This window comes from Primorskyibacter sp. S87 (genome assembly GCF_049801055.1).
Taxonomy (GTDB): Bacteria; Pseudomonadota; Alphaproteobacteria; order Rhodobacterales; family Rhodobacteraceae; genus JBNAGF01.
In genome coordinates this window covers 158381-170981 of the sequence record NZ_JBNAGF010000008.1, presented here as the reverse complement: position 1 = coordinate 170981, position 12601 = coordinate 158381, and the positions used below count along the sequence as shown (strand labels likewise).

Sequence of the window (12601 nt, the reverse complement as noted above, 5' to 3'; positions counted from 1 at the left end):
ATGCCCTGGGACCGCAATCAAATGGCCGCACGTGCGGCAGAAGAGCTCGAAGACGGCATGTATGTGAACCTCGGCATCGGGATACCGACGCTTGTGGCAAACTATGTGGGCGACAAAGATATCACCTTGCAGTCGGAAAACGGCATGCTTGGCATGGGCCCGTTCCCTTATGAAGGTGACGAAGACCCCGACCTGATCAATGCCGGCAAACAAACCATCACCGAACTGGCCCGGACCGCCTATTTCGATAGCGCGACCTCGTTTGCCATGATCCGCGGCGGCAAAATCGCGGCCGCCATACTTGGCGCAATGGAAGTTGCCGAAAACGGCGATCTTGCCAACTGGATGATTCCCGGCAAGCTGGTCAAAGGCATGGGCGGTGCAATGGACCTGGTGGCGGGTGTCGGCCGGGTGGTGGTAGTCATGGACCACACCAACAAGCACGGCGACTCCAAGGTTCTGAAGGAATGCACTCTGCCGCTTACCGGTAAGGGCGTGGTGGATCGCATCATCACCAACCTCGGCGTTCTTGACGTTGTTGAAGGCGGTCTGAAGATTGTCGAAACCGCCGATGGCGTGACCGAAGAGGAACTCCGGGCCGCGACCGAGGCAACCGTCCTCTGATCGGCCGGGAATGAAAAAACGGGCAGGCATCACACCCAAGTGCCTGTCCGCCCTGACTATCAATAGTGTTTCGCTGATGTGGCCTGGGTTGATGGAGGCTCTTCGGCCAAGAACCAACCCATTTCACCAAATTCAGTTCATAGCAGTAAAGACGCAGCCGTCTGAAATCAGTTCAGGCGGTGTGCTGCACAAGCCTCTTGCCACCTGAAACGCCGCGAGAACTTTTGGCACGTAATCCCGCGTTTCCGCAAATGGCGGCACGCCATTGTGGTTCCAAACATTCCCCTCGCCTGCATTGTATCCCGCCAGAACCAGGATCGGGTCACTGCCGAATTCTTCCATTAACCAGTTCAGGTATTTGACACCCCCGGCGATGTTCTCTTCGGCCGCAAAGCTGTCGCTTACACCAAATCGCTCTGCCGTCGCAGGCATGAGCTGCATAAGCCCCTGTGCCCCGGCCCTCGACTCCGCGTCCGCCCTGCCGGCCGACTCCACGGCAATCACGGCAAGGACCAACGCCGGAGAAACCTGCGTGCCTACGGTCGAGCGCAGAATTGGAACACCGCGGGCCTTCGCAATGTCCTGCATCGCTTGAAGACGGGGCGCCGAGATTTCACCGTCCACGCTTAAAGTCATTAGCGCCTCGTCCAGACGCCCCGGCCCAGTGCCCTGAAAGCCCGGAGAGACCTTGTCCCAGAACCATGCATATCGGCCCGGTGACGTTTCCTTCTCCGATTCCGGCTTGGGCTTTGCCTTTGGCGGCGGCGTTGGCTGCGCCTCGGGGTCAATCTGCACGGTGATGCGCTTGGCTGTTCCCGGCGCAGGCGGTTTCACTCGCTTGGCTTCGAACTCCGGATAGTATTGAGAGGTTTCGGCCACGCCGGTTATGGGCGCGAGAAGCACCACACATAGACAACACAAGCCAAAACGCGCTGCAAATGCTCGCGTATACATAGGACTGCCTCAATATTTTTTTGCCACTGTCCCTCAAACCACCCTGTCACGCCAGAAAAACCAGCCGAAATCTGTCACTTTTGCCAAAATTGCAGCACCGTTGCATCGCTATGTGGGTCGCATCGCATCTTTGGCGAATAAAATATCAAAACTTATCAGCACGTTAACGAGAAATGAATAATTCCTTAAATTTGGGCATCAAAATCCACGTTTCGGCCCAAATGCTGCCACAGGTCAAGGGCTATATACCCCCATGCCGCGACGGACACGGACCCAAAAAGAGAGAGCGGGTTCGACAAGAGACGCCGGGGTGGAATTACTCATTTTGATCCTTTTGGAGGGACTACCATGCTGAACTTCATCAAAAACTTCCGCAAAGACGAAGACGGTGCCGTGACTGTTGACTGGGTCGTGCTGACCGCAGCCGTTGTTGCCCTGGGCGGCGCAGCCTACACCTCGATCTCGGGCGGTACTTCGGCCCTGACCGGCACCACCGCTTCCTTCATCGAAGCGCAAGACCCGAACTAAGTCTGACGCCAACCCGAGTTGGCATCGGAACAGAAACCGCACCCTGCTCAGGGTGCGGTTTTTTTTGCTTGGCGCGCAAACATACCTAATTGTCCCGATTTTCCATGCCGCCGTATTTTCACCACATTCGTTACAGTCATCACGCTCTCTGGGCGTACTTCAGGCGTTGAAGAAAAATTTTTCCCTTATTTCTTTGCATGTAAGAGCGTGAACAAACTGTTTACTTACATCCACGAAAATTCTTTTTTTGGGCCGCAATGCTGCCCAATTCCAAGCGTTAGCTGTTTTTATGCCGCGCAGGGCTCTTGCCGATGAGAGAGAGAGGCGAGATCGAAAGCCAGGCGGGGATAGTTGAAACTGAAAATCCTTTGGAGGGACTACCATGCTGAACTTCATCAAAAACTTCCGCAAAGACGAAGACGGTGCCGTGACTGTTGACTGGGTCGTGCTGACCGCGGCCGTTGTTGCCCTGGGCGGCGCAGCCTACACCTCGATCTCGGGCGGCACGTCGGCCCTGACGGGTACCACCGCTTCCTTCATCGAAGCGCAGGATCCTAACTAAGTCACTCTTGGCTTAGCCTGACATTAGGGGCCGTGCCTTGGATCCCAAGGCACGGCCTTTTGCCTCAAAGCTGCCATTGAGAGGTTTGTTATGTTTTCACGATTCTTGCGTTTCAGCCAAAGCGAAGACGGCGCCGTAACAGCTGACTGGGTTGTTCTCTGCGCACTGGTTCTGGTGCTTGGTGCCGCGATTGCTTCGGCGACAAGCGATTCCACAGTCGGCCTGGCCGACGGTTTGAACACCTACATGAGCACATGGGAGCACTAAGCCGCAACATCGAACTTCGCGGCTTTCCCTGCATGTTGAACCAAAACGATTAGGCCTGCCACCGGCACGCCGCTTATTGTCCAAGATTTGGCCACAATAGCCTGTTAACGATTTTGAAAAGACCGGGCCGAGCAGCCCACCCCGGACCCACCGGGATAAAGACAACGGAAAGGTTACGGTATGCGCGCAGTATTTGGACTTGTATTAATCGTCGGCATCGCCCTCGCGGGCGGTGCCGTGATGATGGCCAAGAAATATATCGGCGAATACCAGACGGCCCTTGCCAAGGAACGCGCAGGCCAGAAGGAAATTGTGCCGACCGTCGAAGTGTTCGTTGCGAACGAACCGCTTCGCTACGGCCAACGCCTGACACTCGAGAACATCCGCAAAGTCAGCTGGCCCGAAAACGCCATCCCCGAGGGTAGCTTTCTAGAATCTGCTGCCCTTTTCCCGGAAGGCAAGCCGCCGCACCGCGTTGTGCTTCGCGCGATGGAAAAGGATGAGGCCGTCATGGCCGTTAAGGTGACGGAACCCGGACAGGACGCCGGTATTACGTCGCGCCTGCAAAAGGGCATGCGCGCCTTTGCGATCAAAGTGGACGTCGATACCGGTGTTTCCGGGTTCCTTCGTCCGGGCGACCGGGTGGACGTCTACTGGACCGGGAGTATCGGTCAGGAACTCGAAGGCGCCCGCCGTGAGGTCACCCGCATGATTCAGCCCGGCATCGAGCTGATCGCCATTGACCAGAGCGCCGGCCGCGATATCGACGGAACGATCATCGCTCGCACAGTGACCGTTGCCGCCCGCCCCGAGCAGGTTGCGACACTGGCGCAAGCACAGAATACCGGCCGCCTGTCGCTGGCGCTGGTTGGTGCCGAAGATGACACTGTTGCTTCGGTCATCGAGGTTGACCAGCGCAAGTTGCTGGGGCTCGCGGACATCGAAGCACCGATCGAGAAACAGGCCGAAAGGGTCTGTACGATCCGAACCCGGCGCGGTGCCGAAGTCGTGGAGATCCCGATCCCCTGCACCAACTGATGCCTAATCAGATGCAAAAACAGCAATTTATTCCCAAGGGGCCGCGAGACGATCGCGGCCCTTTTGGGATTGTTGCCCGTTATCCACATAAGATTTCGGGCGGAAACCATTGATTCTTGCAAAAAAACCGGAACTGACGCAGACTGTGAAAAAATACGGGCAAGAAGACCCGAACCTGAGGCGTGATCGGAGAGGCAGGTCACATGACATTGAATAAATGGATGAAGGCAGCCTGTCTTGGGCTTGCTGTAGTATGTGCACCTGTTGCGACGTCGATCGCGCAAGCCGAAGAGCTTCGCGTAGTCAAACGCGGCACCGAAGCCACGCTGGACGTACCGATGAACCGGGCCGTGGTTGTCGAAAGCGAGGTCCCGTTTGCGGAGCTCAGCATTGCCAACCCCGGTATCGCCGATATCTCCTCGCTTTCCGATCGCACAATCTATGTGCTGGGCAAGTCTCCTGGTCTGACAACGCTGACCCTTCTTGACGCGGCCGGGCAACTGATCACCAACGTGACTGTGCGTGTCGCCGCAGATGTGACCGAATTCAAGGAACGTCTGCGCCAGATCCTGCCGGGCGAAAAAATCGAAGTTCGGACTGCAAATGACGGGATCGTTCTGTCCGGCACGGTTTCAAGCACCCAACGGCTGCAACGCGCTCTGGATCTTGCCGAACGCTATGCACCCGAGCGCGTTTCGAACCTGATGACGGTCGGCGGCGTGCAGCAGGTCATGCTGAAAGTTCGCTTCGCTGAAATGCAGCGGTCGGTGACCAAGGCTCTGAGTTCTTCGATCGGTCTCAGCGGCGGTGGCGCAGATCTCGCCATCAACGGTGGATCCGGCAGCCTGAACACACAGCCCGCACTGACAAACGCCCTGAACGGAAACATCCCATTGGCCAACACCAACACGGGCGCCTTCCTGTTCGGCTTCACTGCCGGATCGGTACAGGTTCGCCTGTTGCTGGAAGCATTGGAGCAAAAAGGGGTTGTACGCACCCTTGCCGAACCGAACCTGTCGGCTCTGTCCGGGCAGGAAGCGACCTTCCTCGCCGGTGGCGAATACCCAATTCCCGTCGCCCAGCGCGATGGCCTTTTCTCGGTTGAATACAAACCCTTCGGTATCGAGCTGCAGTTTGTACCGCGTGTTGTTGATGACGATATCATCAACCTCGAAATGCTTGCAGCCGTGTCGGCAATCGACCCGTCAACCTCGGTCACGATCAACGGCTTCGACATCGACGCCTTCTCGCGCCGCGAGACTTCGACGACGGTTGAACTGCGTGATGGTGAGAGCTTTGCGATCGCGGGCCTCATTCAGGATGATTTCCGGGACAACAGTGCCCAACTCCCCTGGATCGGCGATGTGCCGGTACTTGGCGGCCTGTTCCGCAGCGCGGATTTCCAGCGCAGCCAGTCCGAACTTGTTATCATCGTAACCGCGCACCTGGTGACACCGACTCGCGGCGAGGCTCTCGCTCTGCCGACCGACCGGGTCAAACCGCCCAGCGAAGCCGACCTCTTCCTATTTGGTCGGGTCGCCCGCACCGACAACGGTGGCGGAAACAGCGGTGCCAGCGAAGTCGCCAAGCAAGACTTCAGTGGCTCTTATGGCTATGTGATGGAATAAGCGGAAGGACATGGGACCGATGTGGAAACTTGGGACAGCTCTGGGCCTGACGCTCGTGATTTCAGCCTGCGGGCGTGAGGCCGGATACGAAGTTGACATGGGCACGTTCGGCAATGCGACGCTGAACAACACCCAGATGATGAACGGCGAACTGAACTATGCCGCCATTCTTGATCAACGATTTGCCAACGAAGTTCCGAATACCATCAACTTCGCCTTCGACAGCGCCGTTCTTGACGCTGCCGCCCAGCAGATTCTGACACAGCAAGCCAACTGGATCCGCCAGTTCCCCGAAGTTCGCTTCCGCGTTTACGGACATACTGACGCGGTCGGATCGCCATCATACAACAAGAATCTCGGCCTGCGCCGCGCCCGCGCGGTGGTCAATTTCTTCGCCGCACGCGGTATCGATCGTTCGCGACTTGAGACAATGGTTTCCTACGGCGAATCTCAACCCGTCGTCGCCACAACGGACCGCGATCGCCGCAATCGTCGGACAGTGACGCGCGTATCGGGCTTCATTGGCCGCAAACCGACAGAACTCGACGGTCAGTATGCCGCTGTTATCCGCCGCGAGTACGTGGAAAGCGCAACATATCGCAGCATCACCACGTCGACCGGCTCTGAAGGCTTTGCAACCGAATAAGAAACAATAAGCGAGATCGTAGCTGATTTCCCAACAATTGGTTCTTTTCAGCCCCAATCTCGCCCAACTTCCCACTGACATTAGACCCTGTAGCAGACGTGTGACGTTACCGAGTCGCACGCCGGCAGCCGCGAGGTGGCGCACAGGGGAAAAACCTCGGCCCATCCGCTCTGCCCCGTGTAGAGGATGAAGGCAATGAGCAGTGGAATGCCACAACCCGAACCGAACCCGATCGTCGCGTGCACGATCAGCCGGGATGTTCAGAATTTCGATCTTCTGATCGAAGATATGGAAACCGCGATGGGTGAGGCCTGGGGCGATCTCGGGTTCGCCGAGGCGCTGGCCTTTTTCGGGCAGCCCGAAGCGGAAAGTCTTGAGTTCGTCGCATTGGCGCTGGACGGCGAGGACGAGGACAACCTCGTGCTCATGGGCGAGATCATCACTCAGGCCAAAAGCCGAGGCATCAAGGTGATCCTGATCGCCGAGGACGTCACACCAGCGTCACTGCATCAATTGTTGCGCAAGGGCGCGGATGAGTTTGTCCCCTACCCCCTGCCCGAGCAAGAATTGCAGATGGCGATTGATCGTGTCAGTGCGCCCGAACCGCAGCGCGCTGAGCAGACCCAGAACACGCATCAGCTGAAATCTGGCACCTCAAAAGAGGGCGCCGTCATTGTCGTGCATGGACTAGCCGGCGGCAGCGGCGCGACAACGCTCGCGGTAAACCTTGCGTGGGAACTGGCCACTCTTTCGGGCGATGAGTCCCCAAGTGTTTGCCTGCTTGATTTTGATCTGCAATACGGCTCGATCTCAACCTATCTTGACCTGCCGCGCCGCGAGGCCGTTTTTGAGATGCTGTCGGAAACCGACAACATGGACGAAGAAGTGTTTGGCCAGGCTCTGCTGAGCTACGAAGACAAGCTTCAGGTCCTAACCGCGCCATCCGACATGGTGCCGCTGGATCTGATCACGCCTGAGGATATTCAGCGTGTCGTCGATATGGCCCGCAGTCATTTTGACTATGTCGTGATCGACATGCCCAAGACGTTGGTGCAATGGTCCGAGACCGTGCTGCAGGCAGCGCATGTCTATTTCGCGCTCATCGAGCTCGACATGCGTTCGGCCCAGAACGCCTTGCGCATGAAACGCGCACTGCAATCCGAGGACCTGCCCTTCAACAAACTCCGCTTTGCGTTGAACCGGGCGCCGAAATTCACCGACCTCAGCGGCAAGAGCCGGGTGAAGCGTATGGGCGAAAGCCTCGGTATCTCGATTGACCTGCAACTTCCTGATGGCGGCAAACAGGTCACACAGGGCAACGACCATGGGCTTCCTCTGGCATCATCTGCCGCAAAGAACCCATTGCGTCGGGAGATCGCCAAACTTGCGCAATCGATCAACGAGCTTGGTCAAAGCGAAGCCCAGGCGGCTTGAGCAGGAAAAGGGGGTCTAAGGTATGTTTTCCAAATACAAAAAGCCGGCCAAAGTAGTTGAAGAGAAGGTCGACAATGTCACGCATCTTGCAGAGGTAAAGCCCGCCGAAGCGCCCCAACAGGCGGCTTCGCTGCGTAAACCTACGCCCAAACGGGGGGCCGAAGCGGTTCCTCAAGACCGGGAGCGCAAGCGCAAGGAGCGCTTGGGCGACATCAAGATTCAGCTTCATCGCGAGCTTCTGGAAAACCTCAATCTGGCCGCCCTTGAACATGCCTCCGAAGCGGAACTGCGACAGGAGATCAGCACGATTGCTGGTGAGTTGCTGGAAGACAAAGGCGTGGTGTTGAACCGCGAAGATCGCCAGACCATCAACAAGGAACTTTACGACGAGGTCACCGGATTAGGCCCGCTGGAAACCCTGCTTCAGGACGAAACAGTCAGCGATATCCTAGTCAACGGTCCACAGCAGATTTTTGTCGAGCGCAACGGCAAACTGGAAATCAGTGACATCACTTTCAAGGATGAAAAGCACCTGCTGCGGATCATCGACAAGATCGTTTCGGCCGTTGGACGTCGCGTAGATGAATCGAACCCCTATGTCGACGCCCGCCTGGCCGATGGCTCCCGTTTCAACGCCATGGTCCCGCCGATTGCCGTCGACGGCTCACTTGTTTCCATTCGAAAATTTAAGAAGGACAAGCTGGGTATCGACGATCTGGTACAATTCGGTGCCTTCACCGAAGAAATGGCTGCCTATCTTCAGGCGGCCGTCTCGACCCGTCTGAACGTCATCGTGTCGGGTGGTACCGGCTCCGGTAAGACGACAACATTGAACGCCCTGTCCAGCTTTATCGACGACGCCGAGCGGATCCTCACGATCGAGGATACGGCGGAACTCCAGCTGCAGCAGACCCATGTGGGCCGAATGGAAAGCCGCCCTCCCAACGTCGAGGGCAAAGGCGAGGTCAGCCCGCGCGACTGTCTGAAAAACGCCCTGCGGATGCGCCCGGACCGCATCATCGTCGGCGAAACCCGCGGCGAGGAAGTGATCGACATGCTGCAGGCCATGAACACCGGCCACGACGGTTCGATGACAACGATTCACGCCAACAGTGCCCGTGACGGTGTCAGCCGTCTGGAGAATATGATTGCGATGGCCGGTATCGAAATGCCTCTGAAAGCGGTGCGCAGCCAGATTTCCAGCGCTGTAAACCTGATCGTGCAGGCCAGCCGCCTGCAGGACGGATCGCGCCGAATGACCTCGATTACCGAGATTACCGGCATGGAAGGTGACGTGATATCGATGCAGGAAATCTTCCGCTATCAGCGTGTTGGCCTGACACCCGACAACAAGATCATCGGTCACTTCACCGCGACCGGTGTGCGCAGCCACTATTCCGAACGGTTCCGGATGTGGGGGTATGACCTGCCCGCTTCCATCTACGAACCGACAACCATGTGAGGTGATCCATGGAACTTAGTGCAGAACCAATCATCTATGGACTGATCTTTGTCGGCGTGCTGGTGCTCGTCGAGGGGATCTATCTGGTTGCCTTTGGCAAATCCATCAGCCTGAACAGCAGAGTGAACCGCCGGCTCGAGATGCTCGACAAGGGTGCGGGCCGCGAACAGGTCTTGGAGCAGCTGCGCAAAGAAATGCAGCAGCACATGAAATCGACCTCGATTCCGCTGTATTCACTGCTAGCCGAAAAAGCCCAAAAAGCGGCAATTGCTTTCACGCCGCGCCAGTTGATCATGATCATGATTGGTCTGGCCTTCATCGCCTTCATCGGGCTGTCCATCGGGACTGAAACCGAAACCCCGGTGCGCGTGCTTGCATCGGTCGGAATTGGCGTCGGAGCGGTCTACATGTGGGTCAACAAGAAGGCCACGACCCGGATGAACATGTTGTCGGAGCAATTGCCTGACGCGGTGGAACTGATGGTTCGTTCGTTGCGTGTCGGCCACCCTTTCTCCTCGGCAATTCAAATCGTGTCCAAAGAAGTCGAGGATCCCATCGCCACCGAGTTTGGGATTATCGCCGACGAAGCCGCTTATGGCCGCGATGTGGGCGAAGCACTGAAGGAAATGGCCGAGCGGCTGGATATGCAGGATCTGCGTTTCCTGTCCGTCGCAGTGACGATCCAGCAGCAGTCGGGTGGTAACCTGGCCGAGGTTCTGGCCGGATTGGCCAAGGTGATCCGCGCCCGCTTCCGCCTGTTCCGTCGGGTCAAGGCCATCACCGCCGAAGCCCAATGGTCTGGCAAGTTCCTGTCGGCCTTCCCGATCCTGTCGTTGATCGTGATTCTGGTGCAGGACCCCGGTTACTACGATGAGGTGCTTGATCACCCCTACTTCATCCCGTGCTGCTTCATTGTGGGTATCATGCTGACCATCAACCTGATCGTCATGCGCTGGCTCACCAACATCAAGGTTTGAGGAGAACGTCATGGAAATTCTGACCCAGATAAACGATTTTCTCACCTCACATCTCGGGGATTTCGGCCCGCTGATCGTGGTTGGCATCCTTGGAATGTTCATGATCCTTCTAACCATTCCGGCGATGCTCAATCAGCCCGAAGATCCGCTCAAAAAGCTGAAGCGCAGCCAGACAGGTGAACCTAAGAAAAAGCCGCAAAAGGAGCGGCTGCGCCAAGGTGGCCGCAATGAGCAGCTGGAAAAATTCGCCAACTTCCTTGAACCCAAGGACGCGGATGAATTGTCCGCAATCCAGCTAAAGCTGACCCAAGCCGGCTATCAGTCCAAAGACGCAGTGCGGATGTTCCATTTCGCCCAGTTCGCCCTGGGTATCATTGGCCTGCTCGGCGGGGTGGTTTACGTCACCGTGCTGGGTGCCGGCGATGCGATGGATACCCAGCAGATGGTCATGTACACCATCGGGCCGGGCGGGGCTGGGTATATGCTTCCGAAATACTGGGTCAACCGCCGCGTGCAATCCCGCACCGAAGAGATCACCGCCGGCTTCCCGGACTCGCTCGACATGATGCTTGTCTGCGTCGAAGCGGGCCAGTCTCTCGACCAGTCCATTGTGCGGGTTGCCCGCGAACTCAGGGCCTCCTACCCCGCGCTGGCCGATGAATTCGAAGTCGTCGCCTATGAAATGAAAGCAGGCAAAGACAAGGATAAGGTGCTGCGCGACATGGGAACGCGGTGCGGTGTGCAGGATGTATCCTCTTTTGTGACGGTTCTGATCCAATCGGCGCAGTTCGGCACCTCGATTGCCGAAGCACTCCGGGTCTATGCGGGTGAAATGCGCGATAAGCGGGTAATGCGTGCCGAAGAGGCTGCAAACAAGTTGCCAACGAAAATGACCCTTGCCACAATGATGCTGACGGTTCCGCCGCTGCTGATCATCCTGGTCGGCCCATCGGCAAACAACATCGCGAACCTGGGCAGTATGTGAGCAGATACCAAATGAAACCGCCAGGTGGGGCGCTGACCGCACCGTTCAGACAAATTCTTGTGACCATCGCCGCATGCGCGGCGATGGTTTCGTGCACTCAGGAGCAGAGCCTGACCGAAGAGGCGCTGGCGGAAGCCGAAAGCCTCGCGCCCGGTGTCGACATCCGCAAAGAGGGTGCGGATCCGGAGCAGGTCGCCAATCGATTGATGGCAGCTGGCGAATATGAGCTTGCACTGGACGCCTACACCCGTGCCGCTTTGCAAAAAGGCATGACCCCAGAAATCCTGACCGGGCTGGGCACCGCCAACCTGGGCCTTGGGCGACTGGGGCAGTCCGAAGACATGCTGCGCCGGGCCGTCGAACAGTCTCCGGAATGGCCCGAAGCATGGAACAACCTTGGCGTGGTCCTAATGGAACGCGGGAAATCGCAGGAGGCCGAGCACATGTTTCGCCGGGCCTATGCGCTCGACAATGGCGAAAGTGACTCAATCAGGAACAATCTTCGCTTAGCACTCGCAAATTCGGAAAATCCTGCTAATGTCGGCTCAGAGCAACAAGACTATAAACTGGTGCGGCGGGGCAGTACCCAATTCCTGATCCGTAAGACACCGTGACCGAGGCAAGAGCAGTAAAGGACGCACACAATGCGCCACCTTACCTTGATTCCGGCAATTCTGATTGGCGGGCTGACCCTTTCGGCCTGCACTGATACCGGCGACGAGGCCGTCGAAAAGGCCTTTCAGGACGTCAATGTCGTGGATGAGAACAACCTCAACGACGTGATGCTGACGGTTGCTGACCCGAACGAGGCAATCGATTACTTCACGCGCGCGATCAAGAGCGATCCCGACCGGATCGACCTTCAGCGCGGTCTGGCGTTTTCGCAGATCCGGGCCAAGCGCACGACCGAAGGTGTGGCATCTTGGGCGAAAGTCGCTGGAATGGAGGGGGCAACCCCGGCCGATCAGGTGGAGTATGCCGATGCACTGATCCGCAACGGCGACTGGGAAAAAGCTGAGGCGACGCTCGACAAGGTTCCGCCCACCCATGAGACATTCAAGCGTTACCGGCTCGAGGCGATGGTTGCCGACGCCAACAAGGAATGGAAAACTGCGGACAGTTTCTATGAAACTGCCGTGGGTCTGACGACAAAACCCGCCGGTGTCATGAACAACTGGGGATATTCCAAACTGACGCGTGGCGATTACTCTGGTGCAGAGCGCCTCTTTGGCGATGCAATCCGACAGGATCCCACCATGTTCACCGCCAAGAACAACATGGTTCTGGCCCGTGGCGCACAGCGCAAATATGATCTTCCGGTTGTGCCGATGGCTCAATCTGAACGGGCGCTGTTGCTGCATACGATGGCCTTATCGGCCGTGAAGCAAGGCGACGTCGAAACCGGCAAGGGGCTGCTGCGCGAAGCAATCAACACCCACCCCCAGCACTTCGAAGAAGCTGTCCGCAGTCTGCGGGCGCTGGAGAACGGCTGATCT

Annotated in this window: 14 protein-coding genes; 13 read left to right on the top strand and 1 reads right to left on the bottom strand. The window is 57.5% G+C overall.

The genetic code is table 11. The features are described from left to right. The gene (locus ACP15U_RS14850) at window positions 1–624 is read left to right on the top strand and encodes a 3-oxoacid CoA-transferase subunit B (RefSeq protein WP_425045933.1); all 624 of its coding nucleotides are present in this window, start codon (window positions 1–3) and stop codon (window positions 622–624) included. Window positions 625–756: 132 nt separating this feature from the next. Here ACP15U_RS14850 and ACP15U_RS14845 read toward each other — a convergent pair whose 3' ends face one another. Then, a complete protein-coding gene (locus tag ACP15U_RS14845; protein ID WP_425045932.1) occupies window positions 757–1578 on the bottom strand; it encodes a lytic transglycosylase domain-containing protein in 822 nt (273 codons plus the stop codon). 348 nt (window positions 1579–1926) lie between these two features. Here ACP15U_RS14845 and ACP15U_RS14840 point away from each other — a divergent pair, with 348 nt between their 5' ends. The 12 genes from ACP15U_RS14840 (at window position 1927) to ACP15U_RS14785 (ending at window position 12598) form a co-directional block, all read left to right on the top strand. Then, window positions 1927–2106 (top strand): hypothetical protein, encoded by a 180-nt coding sequence (locus ACP15U_RS14840; protein ID WP_425045931.1) that lies wholly within the window; start codon window positions 1927–1929, stop codon window positions 2104–2106. Between the two features lie 382 nt (window positions 2107–2488). Beyond that, window positions 2489–2668: a hypothetical protein gene (locus ACP15U_RS14835; RefSeq protein WP_425045931.1), complete on the top strand. Its 180-nt coding sequence runs from the start codon at window positions 2489–2491 to the stop codon at window positions 2666–2668. A 90-nt stretch (window positions 2669–2758) separates the two neighbouring features. Then, the gene (locus ACP15U_RS14830; RefSeq protein ID WP_425045930.1) at window positions 2759–2935 is read left to right on the top strand and encodes a hypothetical protein; all 177 of its coding nucleotides are present in this window, start codon (window positions 2759–2761) and stop codon (window positions 2933–2935) included. A 180-nt stretch (window positions 2936–3115) separates the two neighbouring features. After that, window positions 3116–3973 (top strand): Flp pilus assembly protein CpaB, encoded by an 858-nt coding sequence (gene cpaB, locus ACP15U_RS14825; RefSeq protein WP_425045929.1) that lies wholly within the window; start codon window positions 3116–3118, stop codon window positions 3971–3973. A gap of 203 nt (window positions 3974–4176) precedes the next feature. Further along, window positions 4177–5601, top strand: coding sequence for a type II and III secretion system protein family protein (locus ACP15U_RS14820; protein WP_425045928.1), 1425 nt, complete (start codon window positions 4177–4179; stop codon window positions 5599–5601). A gap of 19 nt (window positions 5602–5620) precedes the next feature. Next, window positions 5621–6247, top strand: coding sequence for an OmpA family protein (locus ACP15U_RS14815; protein ID WP_425045927.1), 627 nt, complete (start codon window positions 5621–5623; stop codon window positions 6245–6247). A gap of 195 nt (window positions 6248–6442) precedes the next feature. Continuing rightward, window positions 6443–7681 carry an AAA family ATPase gene (locus tag ACP15U_RS14810; RefSeq protein ID WP_425045926.1) on the top strand — a complete coding sequence of 413 codons (1239 nt, stop codon included), beginning with the start codon at window positions 6443–6445 and terminating at the stop codon, window positions 7679–7681. Window positions 7682–7703: 22 nt separating this feature from the next. Then, complete coding sequence (locus ACP15U_RS14805; protein ID WP_425045925.1) at window positions 7704–9143, top strand: CpaF family protein; 1440 nt, start codon at window positions 7704–7706, stop codon at window positions 9141–9143. An 8-nt stretch (window positions 9144–9151) separates the two neighbouring features. Then, a complete protein-coding gene (locus ACP15U_RS14800) occupies window positions 9152–10120 on the top strand; it encodes a type II secretion system F family protein (protein ID WP_425045924.1) in 969 nt (322 codons plus the stop codon). A gap of 10 nt (window positions 10121–10130) precedes the next feature. Next, window positions 10131–11105 (top strand): type II secretion system F family protein, encoded by a 975-nt coding sequence (locus ACP15U_RS14795; protein ID WP_425045923.1) that lies wholly within the window; start codon window positions 10131–10133, stop codon window positions 11103–11105. A gap of 11 nt (window positions 11106–11116) precedes the next feature. Then, window positions 11117–11719 (top strand): tetratricopeptide repeat protein, encoded by a 603-nt coding sequence (locus ACP15U_RS14790; RefSeq protein ID WP_425045922.1) that lies wholly within the window; start codon window positions 11117–11119, stop codon window positions 11717–11719. A gap of 30 nt (window positions 11720–11749) precedes the next feature. After that, window positions 11750–12598 (top strand): tetratricopeptide repeat protein, encoded by an 849-nt coding sequence (locus tag ACP15U_RS14785; RefSeq protein WP_425045921.1) that lies wholly within the window; start codon window positions 11750–11752, stop codon window positions 12596–12598. Window positions 12599–12601 lie beyond the last annotated feature (3 nt).